We start from the raw sequence: 17,432 nt of genomic DNA on the forward strand, positions 1-17,432 counted from the left end.
CGGCCACCCGTTTACCCGTTTTTCTTTTCCAGTGCCTTACGAAAACACCACTTATCGGCGTTTCCGCTCGAATTTGATGCCAGACATGATCGCCGCAAACGCGTCTTTCTCGTCACGATTGATTCGCGCCCCATTGTCAGCAATGTCGAAAACGGCCCTATCCTCGTTCTGGCTTCGACTCGCGCGGTTGCGCTCTTCGGCGGCTTGCGCCAGCCGGTATGTCAGCGCCTCATCGGGCAGATCGGACAGTTCCTCTGCCGCTTCGGCAATCTCGGCATCCAACCCCCGGAGCGCTTTGATCTTTGCGAGTTCCTCGGCCAGTGTCATCTCGGCCTTTTCAACGTCGCCTGGCTTGGACACACAGGGGATGACTGCCACATGGCGAAGGGTCAGCAGGTTTTCAAGGGCGTCCGGCCCCATTGATGCGATAATGTGGTCTTTCAGGTTGTCCGGATCATCGATCGCGTGACGCAGCACAGCATCGCGCAATGCCGCGTAGTCAGGATTGTGACATTCCATTTCTTCCAACTGTTGCTCAAATTGGACAACAACCTTGGGATTCAGAATTGAGATCGCCAGAATAGCGGCTTCACGCAGCTGGATATCCGCGTTTTCCGATGAGGCCAGAAACGAACTGCGCGCGCCCGGCGTCGCGGTCTGCGGCGGCTGCCATTTTCCCCGCGGTTGCCACCGACGGTTTTGTGGTTGTCGTTGTGGGCGAAACAGTTGCCAGCGCAGATCTTTGATTTCCTGACCGTAATGCTGGCGGATCGAGGGATCCCGGATCAGCTTGATCTTGTCCCACAGCGCCTTGTCCAGTGCTGCCTTGCGTTCCGGGCTGTCGAATACCTTTCCTTCGGTCTCGCGCTGCCACAGCAGTTTGACCATCGGCACGGCCCCTTCCAGAACGGCCTTCACGGCCCCTGCCCCTTCGGCGCGCAACAGATCGTCCGGGTCCTTGCCTTCGGGCATCAAGGCAAACCGCAGGGATTTTCCGGCCTCCAGCAGCGGCAGTGCCAGATCAACCGCCCGCATGGCCGCCCGCAGACCCGCGGCATCCCCGTCCAGCGCTATGATCGGTTCATCCGCGATCCGCCAGAGCAGTTGCAACTGATGTTCCGTAATGGCCGTTCCCAAAGGCGCAACCGACGCGCCAAACCCCGCCTCGGCCAGCGCGATCACGTCCATATACCCTTCGGCCACGATCAGCGGCTGCCCCTTGCCCGCCGCCTGCCGCGCAGGACCTTGATTGTAAAGGCTGCGCCCCTTGTCGAACAACTCGGTCTCGGGCGAGTTCAGGTATTTCGCGTTGTCATTCGGGTCCATCGCGCGGCCACCGAACGCAATGCAGCGCCCACGCGGATCACGGATCGGGTACATGATCCGATTGCGGAAAGTGTCATAGGGTTTTTTGCCTTTGTTTGAAGGCTTGGCCAGCCCGGCGCCAAGGATCAGCTCCTCTTGGATGCTCTTGCCGCGCAGGTGATCCCAAAGCGCCTGCCAACCGTCAGGAGCAAACCCGATCTCCCACCGATCCAGCGCGCCTTGATCCAAACCCCGGCGCGACAGGTAATCCCGTGCCTCTGCGCCCGCCGCTGTTTTGAGCTGCAAGCGGAAAAACTGCACCGCCTGTTCCATCACATCGGCAAGCTGACTGCGGCGATCCTGCTTTTCCTGCGCTTTCGGATCGCGCGCAGGCATCGGCATGCCAGCCTCGTGGGCGAGGATTTCCACCGCTTCGATGAACGAAACATTCTCAGTCTCTTTCACGAAGCTGATCGCGTCGCCCTTGGCGTGACAGCCGAAGCAGTAATAAAACCCCTTCTGATCATCGACATGGAATGAGGCTGTCTTTTCGTGATGAAACGGGCAAGGCGCCCACATGTCACCCTTGCCTTGATTGGATTTGCGCTGATCCCACATCACCTTGCGCCCGACGACCTGAGACAGGCTCAGGCGGGTGCGCAGTTCATCCAGAAATCCGGGGGGCAGTGACATGGATCAAACCTGACAGAAACAGGAACGCGCGCCAAGGGTATGACGCGCGTTTGTCCACAGGGAAATGATGGTGCTGTGGATTATTGCTGCAAACACAGCTCAAGCCAAGCGGCGCCCAGATCCTTTTTGCGCACATCGCGCATCTTTTGTTCATAAACCCACGGCGTGATCAGCGGAATCGCGGCATTGTAGTTCTCGGGCCATGTCGGGCCACTATCCGCCACGGCTTGCGCCACATCGCGTTCCTTCACACGGTCCAGCCGCGCCTTTTGGATCGCTGCCACCACATCCGCCTGATACTTGCAGCTTTGTTCCTTAGTTTCCTGAGCGGCCAAAGGGGTGGCCAGCAGAGCCGCGACAATGGCTATACGCAACATGGAGGTCTCCGGGATTCGTTTCTCTGAGTGTCTATTATCCGTCAAACTAACGGGCTGCCATCGACATTCAAGCCGCAGCGCGCAGCGGCGGGGCGAAATGATCACCCCGCCCGCCTGATTCAGAGGCCCTTGGCGCGATAGCTTTTGGCCACGCGGTCGATCGCCACGATATAGGCCGCAGTACGCAGGTCTTCGACATCGTCGCGGCTGTGCCACACTTCACGCATCGACTGGTAGGCAATACGCATCGTGTCGTCGAGGCCCGAGCGCACCAGTTCAAGCTCATCAGCACCTTTGAGGTATTTGGCCTTGAAGTCCGGCGACATCGACCACGCGTCACCCAGGTAACGGTCCAGCCGCTCCAGCTCGCTGACGATCAGTTCATGCCGCGCCTCTTCCTGCCGACGCTGCATCCGGCCGAAACGAATGTGGCTGAGATTCTTGACCCATTCGAAATAAGACACCGTCACACCGCCTGCGTTGGCATACATATCCGGGATGATAACGGTGCCTTTCTTGCGAAGAACCTCATCCGCGCCGGCGGTGACCGGGCCATTCGCGGCCTCGATGATCAAAGGGGCCTTGATCCGTTCCGCATTGGTCAGATTGATGACACCCTCCAGGGCAGCCGGGATCAGGATGTCACACTCGGCCTCCAGAACGCTTGCGCCTTCCGCTGAATGAGTCGCGTCCGGATAATCCTTGACGCCGCCATGCTTGACGATCCACTGGCGGACGGCCTCGACGTCGATACCATCCGGGTTGTACAACGCCCCGTCCCACTCGATGATACCGACAACGCGCGAGCCGTCTTCCTCGCTCAGGAACTTCGCCGCGTGATAGCCCACGTTGCCGAGCCCCTGCACCACGACGCGCTTTCCATCCAGCTTGCCCGACAGGCCAGCCTTCTGGACGTCTTCAGGGTGACGGAAAAACTCGCGCAGAGCGTATTGGATTCCGCGTCCGGTCGCCTCGACCCGCCCGGCAATGCCACCTGCGTTCAATGGCTTACCGGTCACACAGGCACGCGCATTGATGTCGGTGGTATTCATCCGCGCGTATTGGTCGGCCATCCAGGCCATCTCGCGTTCGCCCGTGCCCATGTCGGGCGCCGGAACGTTTTGCGACGGGTTGATCAGATCCCGCTTGGCAAGCTCATAGGCAAAGCGTCGCGTGATCTGTTCCAGTTCGTGTTCTTCGTATTTCCGCGGATCGATGCAAAGCCCGCCTTTCGATCCGCCGAACGGTGTTTCGACAAGAGCACACTTGTAGGTCATCAGCGCAGCCAGCGCTTCGACCTCATCCTGGTTCACCGCAGTAGCATAGCGAATGCCGCCTTTGACCGGCTCCATATGTTCGGAATGGACGGACCTGTACCCGGTGAAGGTATGGATCTCGCCGCGCAGGCGTACACCGAACCGAACGGTGTAGGTCGCGTTGCAAACCCGGATCTTCTGCTCCAGCCCCGGCGGCAGTTCCATCAGGGCGGCCGCCCTGTTGAACATCAGGTCAACACTCTCGCGAAAGCTTGGTTCTTGGATGCCGGTCATAAAATCCTCCGTACCGCTGGATGACGAAACGTCACGACGTTTTGTCGCACCACTCAAGTCTGGCTGCAATCAAACAATGCACTTTTTTTCATCACCTTCTTAACAGAGACTTGAGCTTCTGATGGTGAGTCGCCCAATCTGGTCAATCGCTTAACGGATTGTCTTCATTTCATCGACAGACCATGGGAAAACGTGAAAATTATACCCCCTGAGTGCCCAAAAAGGCCAAAACCAAGCCTTTTTCGCCCAATTCACGCCACGTTTGAAAACTAAATTTAACCGGAAATTCCTTTCTTTGACGCACGACTTGTATGTGCGAGGCGGAGTCATCAAATGATAATTTTCTCGCTTCAGAACGACGGCTCGAAGCCGAAACACAAGATTTCCCGGTTGCGGCTGTTTTCCCGAGAAGAAGACGGCACTTTTACGATATTCACCCTGCTCATTTTGATCCTGATGCTGGCCATCACCGGAATGGCGATGGATCTGATGACGTACGAGCGCGACCGGGCCAGCCTGCAATCCACGCTGGACCGCGCGGTGCTTGCTGCCGCGGATCTTGACCAGAAACTGCCGCCCAAGGACGTTGTCGACGCCTATATGGAAAAGGCCGGGTTGGGCCATCTTGAGAAAACAGTGACCGTCACCGAAGGGTTTGGCTCGAGAAAAGTGGCCGCGACCGCCAATGCCGTTGTTCCGACGCGTTTCATGAGATTCGGAAAAGTTACCGAACTGAATATGAAAGCGGCAAGCACCGCCATAGAATCCATCGGGTCCGTCGAAATATCGTTGGTTCTGGACATGTCCGGGTCCATGTCACGGTCTTCGGCGACCGCCGGAAAATCGAAGATCGATGTGTTGAAGACTGCGGCGAAAGGTTTTGTCACGAAAATGCTTGAGGAATCGGGCGAAACAAAGATTTCGATGTCAATCGTTCCCTATGCCACGCAGGTCAATGCCGGGCAGGATATCCTGGGCAAATTCACCAACGTGACCTCAGAGCACAACTATTCCCATTGCGTGAACTTTTCTTCGGGGCAATTTGGGTCTGCAACCCTTGATCCCACTACCTTTTATCAGCGCACCGGACATTTCGATCCATGGCGTTACACGCGAGCAACTGTAAACGGCCGGACGACTGATGGCGAACCTCCTGCCTACCTTGTTTGCCCCGTTCGCACAGGCAGTGAGATTACAGCCGTCACCGACAACGTCCAATATCTGCACAATCGTATCGATGCCCTGACCGCAAGCGGCAACACATCCATTGATGTTGGCATGAAATGGGGCGTCGGCATGCTGGATCCTTCATTCAAGCCCGTGATCAACACCCTGGCCACCGAAAACAAGGTGCCTGCCAAATTTGCCAATCGCCCGGAATCTTACGACTCGGACGTGCTTAAGGTCGTGATCGTAATGACTGACGGGCAAAACACCTCGCAGTACATGTTGGACCCGTCGGTTCGCAGCGGACAGACTGACGTCTGGTTCAATCCAGAATTTGAACGCGCGGATGGCAGTAAAGGTGAGTACAGTATTCGCTACTACCATGACCCGCAGGGGAACAATCCGGACCGGTGGGTTTGGATGCAACACACCGAAGAAAACGGCAACTACGTTACCGCAGAACATCCTTTCGGCAATCCACCGAATGAAAATCCGACAAATGAAGAAGTTGGAACTGCCACCCGTCTTTCGTATCCAGAACTGTTCAATCGGGCTTCGCTGTGGTGGAACGCCAAGAACAACTTCTACTGGCAAAGCAACCACGAGAATAACTGGTACTACAGTCTAAGGAAGTCAGTGGGATCGTCCACAAAGAACGCGCGCACGGCCAGTATCTGTGGCGCCGCCAAAGACAAGGGTGTCATCATCTATGGCATCGCTTTCGAGGCCCCCACCAGCGGCTTGAACACCATCAAGTCCTGCGCAAGCTCGGACAGCCATGTACACAATGTAGCTGGATTGGATCTGGACAAGGCGTTTACAGCGATTGCTTCGTCCATCCGCAAATTGAGGCTGACGCAATGATCCGCAAGTCACTGTCAAAACTCCGTACTTTCAAGCGATCCGAGTCCGGGAACGCGACGATCGAATTTGTCATGATCATTCCGTTTTTCCTGGCATTCATTGGTATCGGTGGAGAGATGTCACTGATCACCACCAAGCACGCCGCGCTGGAACGTGGTGTTGACCTGGTCGTTCGGGATATCCGTCTTGGCACAGGCACCAACTGGAGCCACGATGTAATCAAGGACCGGATTTGCGACATTTCCGGTATCAAGAATTGTAAAACCAACCTGCGGCTGCAAATGCTCCGCCAGAACGCATTCAATGGCATCGTGCTTTCGGACGAAATACCCTGCACCGACAGTTCCGAAGACCCCAAACCAGTGCTCGACTTCAAAAGCGGGGCCTCGAACGAGTTGATGATTTTGCGTGCCTGCCTGCGTATCGATCCGGTTCTGGAAAGCTCGATCATCGCAAACACGGTTGTCGACGAAAGCGGCCACTATGCAGTGACCGCAACGACCGCATTCGTGCAGGAGCCACGGTAAAGCTATGTCTGTATTCAGAAACGTGAAAAACCGCATCAAGGCCTTCAAGCAGGACGAAAGTGGCATTCTGACCGTCGAGGCCATCATGATCTTCCCGCTGTTGCTGTGGACGATTACGTTTACGTTCACCGCATTCGAGGGGTTTCGTCAAAGCGCGTCAAACCTGAAGGCCGCCTATACGGTCAGCGATCTGATCTCACGTGAATCGGCCGCTGTGACGGATGTCTACATCGACTCACTTCACGAACTCATGGGCGAAATGATCAACAACCGGTCTGAAGTGCGCATGCGTGTCTCGCTGATCCGGTTTGACGTGACTGACGACCGCCATTACGTGGATTGGTCGACCGTGCGCGGCTATGACACGGAATGGAACAACAACAACATCCAGGAAATCGCAAACCGCCTGCCGCCAATGCCGGATCAGGACACGGTCATTCTGGTGGAAACGTCCAACGAGTATATTCCCCAGTTCAAACCCGGTTGGGATCTGGCGACCGGCATTAACTTTCAGAACTTCATCTTCACCCGTCCCCGCTTTTCCACCAAGGTCGCCTGCAACCTAGTGCGCCCTCCGGTCGTCTGCGTGGATAATGGCGCTTAGAACCTCTGACATGAACTTGGCCTCGGCGGCAGACGTCATGCCGCCCACGCCGACCCGGTGACCGATCCGCCACCACAACCCGGGCGCCCATTGGTTCGTATCTTTGTGCTTGGTACGAACCAGAAAGCCGTTTGAAGGCTTGAATGCAAACGCACCGCGATCCACCGATTCAATATCGTCCACTTTTGCGATCACCTGGCCTGACCCGGTACGCAATTCCGACTGAGTCAGCTCAATATGGTCCTGGGTCGCCTGCCAAACGCGATAGGCCAGCCAAAGCGACGCGCCACCAACGGCAAACAGAAAAACCTGCCACACCGGTTCTGGCGGCGATGCCAAAGCAACATATGTAACCAGCGCACCAACCGTCGACAGCATCCCTACTCCGGTCCACCGTCTGGGGGATGACGCCTGAATCGTTGCCAGCACTTCGTCCTGCATGGATGTCTCCTGTCCGTTCAGCTTCGGCTTAGCGATTTTCCGGGGGAAACAACAGGGGCTTGGTTGTGCCGCAAATTTGCACAGCCCCGGTTAGTTCACGCAAATTGACCACATTCACGCAGAGGTTACATGCTGATCAAACGAACCGGAGGCCAACATGTCCCTTAGACCCACACTGGAAACACGCAGGGCAACCCCGACGATGGAAGGGGCTGGCGTGAAACTACACCGCGCGTTCGGGTTTCAGGACCCGTCCGAACTTGATCCTTTCCTGCTGTTCGACGACTTCAGGAACGAACGCCCGCAGGACTATCAGGCCGGTTTTCCCTGGCATCCGCATCGCGGGATCGAGACGATCACCTATGTTCTGGCCGGATCGGTCGAGCATTCGGATTCGCTGGGCAACACCGGCACTCTGGGCGCCGGTGACGTGCAATGGATGACTGCGGGGTCCGGCATTCTGCATCAGGAGATGCCGCAGGGAAACTCCTCGGGGCAGATGCACGGATTTCAGCTTTGGGGCAACCTGCCCTCGGATCAGAAGATGACTGCCCCGCGCTATCAGGATGTTCAAAGCAAGGACATCCCCGAGGTCACTGATGACGACGGCACCACCGTTCGGGTGATTGTCGGAGAGTTCTGGGGCAAAACCGGCCCCGTGGACGGCATTGCGGCAGACCCGCAGTACCTGGACATCTCGGTCCCCGCAGGTGTGAAAAAGACGTTCCGCATCGACACTTACCGCCGAGCCTTCGCCTATGTCTTTCAAGGTCAGGCCGCCTTTGCAGATGCATCACGCCCGTCCGGTGTGCTGTTGGAGAAAGAGGTCGCCGGGCAAGAGGTGAATATCCGGGATATGTCGGGTGACCGCACGCTTGTCCGTTTCGGAACGGGGGACGAAATCACCGTTCAGGCTGGCCCCGAAGGCGTGCGGTTTCTGCTGATCTCGGGGGCTCCGATCAATGAACCCGTCGCATGGCACGGGCCCATTGTGATGAACACGCGGGCCGAACTTGAACAAGCCTTTCGGGACCTGCGCAACGGGACCTTCATTCGCCCTGCGCACTGACACTGTGACGGTCTGGCCGTTTCAGGCCGTCACCGCCTTATGCACCATGTTCCAATAAATCTGTTCGACCTCGTCCAGTGACAGCCGCCCTCCGGACCTGTACCAGGTCATCACACCGTTCAACATGGCAATCACCGCCAGCGTGGCGATCTTGGTGTCCGGTATCGCAAACTGACCAGCCTGCTGGCCAGAGTGAAGGATGTCTTCCAACGCGTTTTCGTACTGACGCCGAAGATCTTCGATTTCGGCGAAGTTTTCGGGTGAGAGGTTGCGCAGCTCCATATAGGCGATGAACACCTCGTCAGGGCGTTGCAGGTGGAAACGAATGTGAAAACCGACAAATCGGCGCAACGCTTGCTGGCAGTCATCGCAGCGCTCCAGCGCATTGAGCGCTGAAAGCAGATCCTGCATATGTTCCCGCATCAACCGGTACAGCAAACTCTGCTTGTCCGGCGTGTAATTGTACAAAGCCCCTGCCTGAACGCCGACCTCTTTCGCGATCTGCCGCATCGAAACCGCCGCATAGCCGTGGCGGGCAAACAGGCTCAGGGCCGCCTTTCGGATGCGCGGACCTGTGATATCAGAGTGGGAGCCTTGAGTACGTGCCATGCACCCACAGTATCTGAACAAATGTTCATATAGAACCCCGCTTGATCGGCGCCGGCAAAAGGTGCATCACGAAGGGACCAACGAAACCGAAAAGCGTGCCACATGAAACTGTTGCCTGTTCTGCCTATTATTCTTGTGTTTGCCGGGTGTTCAGACTTTCCCGAACTTGAAGGCAGCGAACCGGCCTCGGTCAAATCGGCCCCCTACCCGCGTCTTGTTCCGGTGCAGGAAACGTTGGGGCCTTCGATTGATCCCGTCAGTCAGGCCGCAGAGGTGGAAGAAGACCTGACGCAGCGCAGCGAGGCGCTGGCGAAAAAGGCCCAGGCGCTGCAAAACGCGCAAACCAACTAAAGCGCGGCATTTCACGCCTACAATCCCCCGGTGACGGATTGCACCCTTGGCCTGAACCCGATAAGGCAGCGCTGATCGGGCGGGCGTCCGAAATCAGACAAGTTTCGAGCGGAAAGGAACCCACGAAATGACACAGGCACTGCGGCTGGGAATTGCGGGCTTGGGAACTGTCGGCGTGGGTGTCGTCAAGATTGTCCGCCGCCATGCAGATTTGCTGAAGGCGCGCACGGGCCGGTCGATTGAAATCGTGGCCGTATCTGCGCGGGATCCAAACAAGGACCGTGGCGTGAACCTGTCGGATTATGCGTGGGAAACCGACCCGGTTGCGCTGGCAAAACGCGACGATATCGATGTCTATGTCGAACTGATGGGCGGAGAAAACGGCCCTGCCAAAGCCTCGGTCGAAGCCGCGCTCGCCAGCGGCAAAGACGTCGTGACTGCCAACAAGGCATTGCTGGCCATTCACGGGCAGGAATTGGCCGAACAGGCCGAAGCCGCAGGTCGCGTCATCCGGTTTGAGGCCGCGGTCGCGGGCGGTATCCCCGTAATCAAATCCCTGACCGAAGGACTGGCCGGAAACGAGATCACGCGCGTGATGGGCGTGATGAATGGCACCTGCAACTACATTCTGACCCGGATGCAATCGCAGCGTCAGGGCTACAACGCTCTGTTCGACGAATGCGCCGAACTTGGGTATCTTGAGGCCGACCCCAATCTGGATGTCGGTGGCATCGACGCCGCGCACAAACTGGCTTTGCTGGCCTCGATCGCTTTTGGCACCAAGCCCAATTTCGACGGGATTGAGATCGAAGGCATTCAGCAAATCAGCCTCGACGATATCGACCAGGCCGAAGATATGGGCTTTCGCATCAAGCTGCTGGGCGTGGCACAGCGCACCGCGCGCGGGCTGGAGCAACGCATGCAGCCTTGCCTTGTGCCCAGCGACTCGCCGCTGGGTCAATTGGAAGGCGGCACCAACATGGTGGTGATCGAAGGCGACGCGGTGGAACAGGTTGTTCTGCGCGGCCCCGGCGCAGGCGAGGGCCCGACCGCCAGCGCCGTGATGGGCGACGTCTGCGATCTGGCACGCGGGCTGCAAATCCCGACCTTTGGCCGACCGGCCAAAACGCTTGAGGCTGCGGCCCCCGCCGTCACGGGCCTGCCTGCGCCTTATTATCTGCGGCTGGGCCTGTTGGACAAACCGGGCGCCCTGGCCAAGGTTGCAGCCATTCTGGGCGATGCGGGTGTTTCCATAGACAGGATGCGCCAGTATGCCCATGCCGAAAGCACGGCGCCTGTGTTGATCGTTACCCACAAAACCACCCGCGCCGCGCTGGACGTTGCGCTGGACGGTTTCCGGGAAACGGATGTGGTCGCCGGTGCCCCCGTCGCATTGCGGATTGAAGAGGTTTGAACTTGCAGCCTGCATGAAACGCAAGCTATGCCCATAGAAACGGCTTAAATGACCAGAGGATACTGAACAATGAGTGCTGCCAAAACCGATTTCAACGACCGCCTGCTGTCTCTGGGGCTGGCAAGGGTGGCGGAACAGGCTGCGCTGGCCTCGGCTTTTCTGGTTGGGCGAGGTGACGAGAAAGCCGCCGACCAGGCCGCCGTGAATGCAATGCGCGAACAGCTGAACCTGCTGGACATTGCTGGCGTCGTGGTGATCGGTGAAGGAGAACGCGACGAAGCTCCGATGCTTTATATCGGCGAAGAAGTCGGCACCGGAAACGGCCCCGGCGTGGACATCGCGCTGGACCCGCTGGAAGGCACAACGCTGACCGCAAAGGACATGCCCAACGCGCTGACCGTGATTGCCATGGGCCCGCGCGGCTCGATGCTGCATGCGCCCGACGTCTACATGGACAAGCTTGCCGTTGGTCCGGGCCTGCCCGAGGGCGTCGTCAGTCTGGACATGTCTCCACGCGAACGGGTGGAAGCCTTGGCAAAGGCCAAGAACTGCAAGCCTGCGGACATCACCGTCTGCATTCTGGAACGCCCGCGCCATGAAGCCATGATTGCCGAAGTGCGCGAAACCGGAGCATCGATCCGCCTGATCACCGATGGTGATGTGGCTGGCGTCATGCATTGCGCGGAAAGCGAAGTGACCGGTATCGATATGTATATGGGCCAGGGTGGCGCCCCCGAGGGGGTGTTGGCTGCTGCTGCGCTGAAATGCATGGGCGGACAGATCTTTGGTCGTCTGTTGTTCCGCAACGATGACGAACGAGGCCGTGCCGCCAAGGCAGGCATCACCGATCTGGACCGGGTCTATTCGCGGGACGAGATGGTGACTGCGGATGTGATCTTTGCCGCAACGGGTGTGACCGGCGGTTCTCTGTTGCCGCGCATCAAGCGCGAGCCGGGTTGGGTGGAAACCACGACGCTGCTGATGCGTTCAAAGACCGGGTCCGTACGCCGCATGTCGTATCGCACCCCCACGTGGCCGCATGATAACGCCTAACGGCTTGCGCCGTTGCCTCCGGCGGGAGTATTTGGGAAAAGATGAAGAGGCCGGGTCCGAAAGGATCCGGCCTTGGTTCATAAGGGGCAGGCAATGGGTTTTCTTGGCGTAGAACAATCACTGACCGGGCGGCGCTGGGTTGGCCCGGAAGCCGAGTTGGAACGGGCTGCCGAGATGATGACTCAACAGACCGACCTGCCGCGTGCGGTATGTCAGGTTCTGGCCCGTCGTGGCGTGCCGGTCATGGAGGCGCGCGGCTTTCTGGACCCTAAGCTCAAAGAGCTGCTGCCCGATCCTCGAGACATGAAAGACATGGAAGTCGCGGCCGCACGCTTCCTGGACGCCGTACGCCGTCGCGAGAAGATCGCGGTGTTCGCGGATTACGATGTTGACGGCGGCAGTTCTGCCGCGCTGCTGTTGGTCTGGCTTCGGCAGATGGGCTTGCAGGCGACGCTTTATGTGCCGGATCGGATTGATGAGGGATATGGTCCGAATGTTCCGGCAATGCGGGAACTGGCAACCAGCCACGACCTGATCATTTGCGTCGATTGCGGTACGCTCAGCCATGAACCGATTGCCGCAGCCACGGGGGCGGACGTGATTGTTCTGGATCACCACCTCGGCGGCGAAACCCTGCCGGACTGCGTTGCCGTCGTGAATCCCAACCGGCAGGATGAAAGCGGCGATCTGGGCTATTTCTGCGCGGCGGGTGTCGTGTTTCTGATGCTGGTCGAAGCTGGGCGCCAATTGCGCGCGGCGGGCGCAAAGGGGCCCGACCTGATATCGATGCTGGACCTGGTGGCCCTGGCAACCGTGGCTGACGTTGCACCTTTGATCGGCGCCAATCGCGCCCTGGTTCGACAAGGCCTGAAAGTGATGGCGCAAAGGCAACGCCCCGGACTTGTCGCATTGTCCGATGTCTCGCGCATGGATACGGCGCCCAACAGCTATCACCTGGGTTTTCTGCTTGGCCCCCGCGTGAATGCAGGTGGTCGCATCGGGCAGGCCGATCTGGGTGCCCGCCTGCTGAGCACGGATTCCCTGCACGAGGCACAGGCCCTGTCCGAACGTCTGGACGCGCTGAACACAGAACGCCGGGATATCGAAAACGCCGTGCGCGCCGCCGCGATGGAGCAGGCCGAGGGTCGCGGACTCGACGCGCCACTGGTCTGGGCCGCCGGTGAGGGCTGGCATCCGGGGGTGGTGGGCATCGTGGCGTCTCGATTGAAAGAAACCGCCAACCGTCCGGCCATCGTGATCGGTTTTGACGGTGATGAGGGCAAAGGCTCGGGGCGTTCGGTCTCGGGCGTGGATCTGGGGGCGTCGATCCAGCGGCTCGCGGCCGAAGGGTTGCTGGTCAAGGGCGGTGGTCACAAGATGGCTGCTGGACTTACCGTCATGCGCGACAAACTGGAACCTGCCATGGAACGTCTCAGTGAACTGCTGGCAAAACAAGGCGCAGGTCAGGGCGGCCCGGCGGATATGAAGCTGGACGGTGCTCTTATGCCCGGTGCCGCAACAGTGGAGTTGGTCGAACAGATCGAACAGGCCGGACCGTTTGGTGCCGGAGCCCCTGCCCCGCGATACGCGATTCCGGATCTACAGGTGCGTTTTGCCAAACGTGTGGGGGAAACGCACCTGAAGCTGTCATTGTCCGATGGCATGGGCGGCGGGCTGGATGCGATTGCCTTTGGTGCCTTTGACGGTCCGATGGGCGAGAGACTGTCAAATCATGGAGGCGCGCGCTTTCATTTTGCAGGCAGGCTTGAGGTGAATACCTGGGGCGGACGGCAATCCGTGCAGCTCAGGCTCGAGGACGCGGCAGAGGCAAATTGACATCTCGCTCTGACCGCGCAAAAAACTTTCAAGTCCCTGCGTTTTTCGGCTTGCGGGGGTCACGGTGAAACCGTAAAAGGCCCCCCACAAGCCAGCGTGGCCCGTTCGTCTATCGGTTAGGACGCCAGGTTTTCAACCTGGAAAGAGGGGTTCGATTCCCCTACGGGCTACCACTTGTGCTTGCGTCACTACCAAGTGGCCCGTTCGTCTATCGGTTAGGACGCCAGGTTTTCAACCTGGAAAGAGGGGTTCGATTCCCCTACGGGCTACCATTTTCCTGCATCTTCAGCCTTTGACTTCTGATCTGACGATTGGTCTTTTCCAGCGCGTGATTTATGTCACGCTGCATGAGGTTCCCCTGCTGTCCGAGATCGCATCCGTGCTGAGGATCGCAAGATCAAACGCATATCGTTGCAACTGCCTTTGGGTGACGTGGCCGAAGGTGCCCCGCTCATCGCTTTGCAGTTCTCCGCCCAGCAAAAGCACACGGTTTCCGTTGATCCCCGCCAATGTCTAGTACAACGCCGATGGAATTGCTGACAACCGTCAGACGGTTGGCCCGGCGCAATTCCTCCGCGACAAAGGCCGTGGTCGAGCCGACATCCAGGAGACCGTCATGTGATCCCACACCATTTTGACCGTACGCACAGCGATCAGACGCTTTTCGTCGGCATGTTGCGAAATACGGCGAAAGAAACCGGGATCACCTTGTGCCCCGGCAAGGTAGGCGCCGCCATGAACGCGTTCGATCATGCCCGCCTTGGACAAGGACTTGATCGTACGTCGCACCGTTTCTTCGGACACACCCAGCACATTCACCAGATCAGAGTTTCGCGCTGCCCCGCCCAGACGCCGCAATGCGTCAAGCAATTCCAGTTCACGATGGGTGTTTGGGGCTTTTTTCTTCACTGTCGGCTCCGAATACTCGGTTTCGCATCATAAGGGCATGGATCGCTGCATGCGACAAGCCGGTGCAACCTCTGCAACGCGCGGTATTTCCAGCCTTCGGGGATCACCGGAACAATTCGGCGCGACCTGTCTCAGACCCCAAGCTTTTCTCGGCACAGGTTTTCGATCTTTTGCCAGGTGGATTTGTATTCGGGTGTGTTTTCTGCCGCGTAGTGAAAGTTTTTCATCAGCCCGGTCAGTTGCGTGAACACCTGCCTGACCTCGGTCTTGTCGACAAAGACCGCCTTGGATTGCGTCACATCGTACACAAGCTTGAACGTCTTTATCTGCCGTTCAAGCGGCACCGTCGCATCGACTGTGTCAAATGCGTCCTGCTGCAAATAGACCATATCGACGAACAACGCTTTCTGTTGGGTTACAAAGTCGTCAATTGTGACGCCCTCTTCCCCGGTGACCTGCATCATCTGATCGACCTGTTCGCCTTTTTCGATCAGGGCCAAAAGGGTGCGCACTTTGGCTGTCCACCCCGGCTCGGCGTTCCTGTCATACCAGTCGGACAATTGGTCAGCATACCGGGACCAGCTGAGCATCGGATCGACCGCTGGATAAAACCGCTTGTAGGCGCGTTCGGATGACAACCCGAGGAAACACTTGACCGTCGACAAGGTTGACTGGGTTACCGGCTCGTCAAAATTGCCGCCAGCAGGCGAAACCGTTCCGATCAGCGTCAGGCTGCCAAGATCCCCATCATTCGTTTTCAGCGCCCCGGCGCGTTCGTACAAACCCTTGATCGAGCTTTCCAGATAGGCCGGGAACCCTTCTTCGCCCGGAATTTCCTCGAGCTTGCCCGAGGTCTCGCGCATGGCTTGCGCCCACCGGCTGGTGCTGTCGGCAATCAACAAGACATCGTGGCCCATCTGGCGATAATACTCGCCCAACGTAATGCCGGTGAAGATCGACGCCTCGCGCGCGGCAACCGGCATGGATGACGTGTTGCAGATGATGATCGTCCGATCCATCAGGCTGCCGCCGGTGGTTGGATCGGTCATCTTCGGAAATTCCTCGATGGTCTCGACCACCTCACCTGCACGTTCGCCGCAGGCCACGACGATCACGATATCAACCTTCGCGTTCCGTGCGATCAGGTTTTGCAGCACGGTCTTGCCCGCTCCGAACGGACCGGGAATACAGGCGGTGCCGCCGCGCGCAATCGGAAAGAACGTGTCGATCAGTCGTTGCGACGTCAGAACCGGTTCCGTCGGATACAACCGTTCGGATAGCGCGCGCTTCAGTACATTTTCCGGCAGTGGTCGCCGAACCGGCCATTTCTGCGAAAGCGTCAGCGTATGCTCGCCACCGTCTTCGTCTTCCAGACGGGCCACGATGTCATGGATCGTGGCCGCGCCTTTTTGCACCCAGACCACCTTGTACGCGCCGGTCCAGTTGAACGGCAGCATGATCTTGTGGCTGAGATGGCCTTCGGGCACTGTTCCGATGTTGTCCCCGGCAGTGACCGTATCGCCCACCGTCACCGACGGCGTAAAGGACCATTTTGCATGTTCATCCAAGGGCGCGACATCTGCGCCGCGCGGCAAGAAGGTTCCAAATTCGGCGGCCACCTTGGGCAAAGGCGATTGCAACCCGTCAAACACCTGCCCCAGCAGCCCCGGACCAAGCTCTACCGACAAAAGCTGACCTGATTGCTCCACCGGGTCGTCAACCGCCACCCCATCAGTGCTTTCATAGACCTGAACGTCCGCCATATCCCCACGTACGCGCAGCACTTCGCCCTTGAGCCTTTCCTGACGCCCACCGGGGCCGGAACGCGAAGGCAATATGTAAACCACTTCGTTTTTGACCAGTTGACCGGGGTGGCCGGTCGTGTCCGAATTGGCCTGTATCCGCACAAGCCCTTCCTGAACCAGGACGACACGTGCGGTCGATGAGTGTTTGGCTGAGATTGGGGCTGTCATGCGCTTGCTCCCTCAAAATCGACTTCAGCGAAATCGGCCATGGCCTGTTGTGCCAGTTTCTCAAATCTCTTGGCGGCTTCCGCAGCGCTGCTTTGCGCCCAGCGGTCGAAGATGTTCCAGATCAGAACGTAAATGGCGACCGCCTCGAAATCGAACATGTGACGAGCCGCGTGCCGCTTGAGCTGCTTGTGGCTTATCGACAAAAGCAGACGTTCCAGACCCAGCGGATCTTCGTTTTCCAGCAATTGGGTTGCCTCTTTGATCCAGGGCATGAGCCGTTCCATCCGAAAGCTGGGATCACTCCAATTGGCGGGAATGTGGCGGCTCCATCGTCCGACCCCGAAAGGGCCTGATGGCGCTGGTTCTCCGCGTTTTCTCAATCGCAATGCCGCGACCACCGAGCGCAGTTCCATGCGTTCCATGAAAAGCTTGCGCAAGGTGGGCTGAGGGATGTCCAGCATCGCTTGTTTGCAGCGCTGGATCGCCTGAGCGTCGGTGACATCCATGTCGTAGGCGCTCCAGCTCAACGCATGCTCGAGGATCTTCAGAACTCTGCTGTCCTCCGGTGTCAAAGCCGTCAATCGACGGTCCAGCCTGATACGTGACAGGGGCGGCTGCCTGGCAACGAACAGCCGTTCCGAACCCGGAAGGCTGCACATCAACGCGATATAGGCGTCCTGCTTTGACATT

17 protein-coding genes and 2 tRNA genes are annotated in these 17,432 nt (G+C 58.3%); 10 read left to right on the plus strand and 9 right to left on the minus strand.

Going from position 1 to position 17,432, the window contains the following annotated elements; all coding sequences use genetic code 11:
* Positions 1-51: 51 nt before the first annotated feature.
* The 3 genes from dnaG to ACR0DJ_RS09155 form a co-directional block, all read right to left on the minus strand.
* Entirely contained in the window at positions 52-1,998 is a 1,947-nt protein-coding gene (dnaG, locus tag ACR0DJ_RS09145; protein ID WP_480684650.1) for a DNA primase, read from the minus strand.
* An 80-nt stretch (positions 1,999-2,078) separates the two neighbouring features.
* On the minus strand, positions 2,079-2,375 hold the full coding sequence (locus tag ACR0DJ_RS09150; RefSeq protein ID WP_152457544.1) for a hypothetical protein: 297 nt from the start codon (positions 2,373-2,375) through the stop codon (positions 2,079-2,081).
* 119 nt (positions 2,376-2,494) lie between these two features.
* Positions 2,495-3,925 carry a Glu/Leu/Phe/Val family dehydrogenase gene (locus tag ACR0DJ_RS09155; protein WP_170346532.1) on the minus strand — a complete coding sequence of 477 codons (1,431 nt, stop codon included), beginning with the start codon at positions 3,923-3,925 and terminating at the stop codon, positions 2,495-2,497.
* A 333-nt stretch (positions 3,926-4,258) separates the two neighbouring features.
* On the opposite strand from ACR0DJ_RS09155, the gene ACR0DJ_RS09160 reads away from it, so the two are divergent.
* From ACR0DJ_RS09160 to ACR0DJ_RS09170, 3 genes are read left to right on the plus strand one after another with little or no spacing between them, the layout of a single operon-like run.
* Positions 4,259-5,956 (plus strand): pilus assembly protein TadG-related protein, encoded by a 1,698-nt coding sequence (locus tag ACR0DJ_RS09160; protein ID WP_480684651.1) that lies wholly within the window; start codon positions 4,259-4,261, stop codon positions 5,954-5,956.
* The gene (locus ACR0DJ_RS09165) at positions 5,953-6,483 is read left to right on the plus strand and encodes a TadE/TadG family type IV pilus assembly protein (protein ID WP_170346530.1); all 531 of its coding nucleotides are present in this window, start codon (positions 5,953-5,955) and stop codon (positions 6,481-6,483) included. The genes ACR0DJ_RS09160 and ACR0DJ_RS09165 overlap by 4 nt, the downstream gene beginning before the upstream one ends.
* Before the next feature lie 4 nt (positions 6,484-6,487).
* Entirely contained in the window at positions 6,488-7,087 is a 600-nt protein-coding gene (locus ACR0DJ_RS09170; RefSeq protein ID WP_425078004.1) for a TadE/TadG family type IV pilus assembly protein, read from the plus strand.
* On the opposite strand, the gene ACR0DJ_RS09175 is transcribed toward ACR0DJ_RS09170, so the two are convergent.
* On the minus strand, positions 7,046-7,528 hold the full coding sequence (locus tag ACR0DJ_RS09175) for a hypothetical protein (protein WP_480684653.1): 483 nt from the start codon (positions 7,526-7,528) through the stop codon (positions 7,046-7,048). The two genes, ACR0DJ_RS09170 and ACR0DJ_RS09175, sit on opposite strands and share 42 nt — an antisense overlap.
* A 157-nt stretch (positions 7,529-7,685) precedes the next feature.
* On the opposite strand from ACR0DJ_RS09175, the gene ACR0DJ_RS09180 reads away from it, so the two are divergent.
* Complete coding sequence (locus tag ACR0DJ_RS09180) at positions 7,686-8,597, plus strand: pirin family protein (RefSeq protein ID WP_170346527.1); 912 nt, start codon at positions 7,686-7,688, stop codon at positions 8,595-8,597.
* A gap of 21 nt (positions 8,598-8,618) precedes the next feature.
* Here ACR0DJ_RS09180 and ACR0DJ_RS09185 read toward each other — a convergent pair whose 3' ends face one another.
* Positions 8,619-9,206, minus strand: a complete 588-nt coding sequence (locus tag ACR0DJ_RS09185) for a TetR/AcrR family transcriptional regulator (protein WP_425078003.1) — start codon at positions 9,204-9,206, stop codon at positions 8,619-8,621.
* 102 nt (positions 9,207-9,308) lie between these two features.
* On the opposite strand from ACR0DJ_RS09185, the gene ACR0DJ_RS09190 reads away from it, so the two are divergent.
* The 6 genes from ACR0DJ_RS09190 to ACR0DJ_RS09215 all read left to right on the plus strand — a co-directional run bounded on the left by ACR0DJ_RS09190 (position 9,309) and on the right by ACR0DJ_RS09215 (position 14,132).
* Positions 9,309-9,557 (plus strand): hypothetical protein, encoded by a 249-nt coding sequence (locus ACR0DJ_RS09190; RefSeq protein ID WP_170346526.1) that lies wholly within the window; start codon positions 9,309-9,311, stop codon positions 9,555-9,557.
* 127 nt (positions 9,558-9,684) lie between these two features.
* Positions 9,685-10,971 (plus strand): homoserine dehydrogenase, encoded by a 1,287-nt coding sequence (locus tag ACR0DJ_RS09195; RefSeq protein WP_170346525.1) that lies wholly within the window; start codon positions 9,685-9,687, stop codon positions 10,969-10,971.
* 69 nt (positions 10,972-11,040) lie between these two features.
* Positions 11,041-12,024: a class II fructose-bisphosphatase gene (glpX, locus tag ACR0DJ_RS09200; protein WP_257600425.1), complete on the plus strand. Its 984-nt coding sequence runs from the start codon at positions 11,041-11,043 to the stop codon at positions 12,022-12,024.
* A gap of 93 nt (positions 12,025-12,117) precedes the next feature.
* Entirely contained in the window at positions 12,118-13,860 is a 1,743-nt protein-coding gene (recJ, locus tag ACR0DJ_RS09205; protein ID WP_480684656.1) for a single-stranded-DNA-specific exonuclease RecJ, read from the plus strand.
* A gap of 98 nt (positions 13,861-13,958) precedes the next feature.
* Positions 13,959-14,033: transfer RNA gene (locus ACR0DJ_RS09210), tRNA-Glu, on the plus strand.
* A 24-nt stretch (positions 14,034-14,057) separates the two neighbouring features.
* A tRNA-Glu gene (locus ACR0DJ_RS09215) sits at positions 14,058-14,132 on the plus strand.
* A 61-nt stretch (positions 14,133-14,193) separates the two neighbouring features.
* Here ACR0DJ_RS09215 and ACR0DJ_RS09220 read toward each other — a convergent pair.
* The 4 genes from ACR0DJ_RS09220 to ACR0DJ_RS09235 all read right to left on the minus strand — a co-directional run bounded on the left by ACR0DJ_RS09220 (position 14,194) and on the right by ACR0DJ_RS09235 (position 17,431).
* A complete protein-coding gene (locus tag ACR0DJ_RS09220; RefSeq protein ID WP_480686246.1) occupies positions 14,194-14,370 on the minus strand; it encodes a hypothetical protein in 177 nt (58 codons plus the stop codon).
* A 36-nt stretch (positions 14,371-14,406) separates the two neighbouring features.
* Entirely contained in the window at positions 14,407-14,769 is a 363-nt protein-coding gene (locus ACR0DJ_RS09225) for a DeoR family transcriptional regulator (RefSeq protein ID WP_425078001.1), read from the minus strand.
* 131 nt (positions 14,770-14,900) lie between these two features.
* Positions 14,901-16,742 (minus strand): V-type ATP synthase subunit A, encoded by a 1,842-nt coding sequence (locus ACR0DJ_RS09230; protein WP_480684659.1) that lies wholly within the window; start codon positions 16,740-16,742, stop codon positions 14,901-14,903.
* Entirely contained in the window at positions 16,739-17,431 is a 693-nt protein-coding gene (locus tag ACR0DJ_RS09235) for a hypothetical protein (RefSeq protein WP_425077999.1), read from the minus strand. The genes ACR0DJ_RS09230 and ACR0DJ_RS09235 overlap by 4 nt, the downstream gene beginning before the upstream one ends.
* Position 17,432: the final 1 nt, after the last annotated feature.

The sequence above is a fragment of the Ruegeria sp. BF10 genome, from assembly GCF_056538725.1.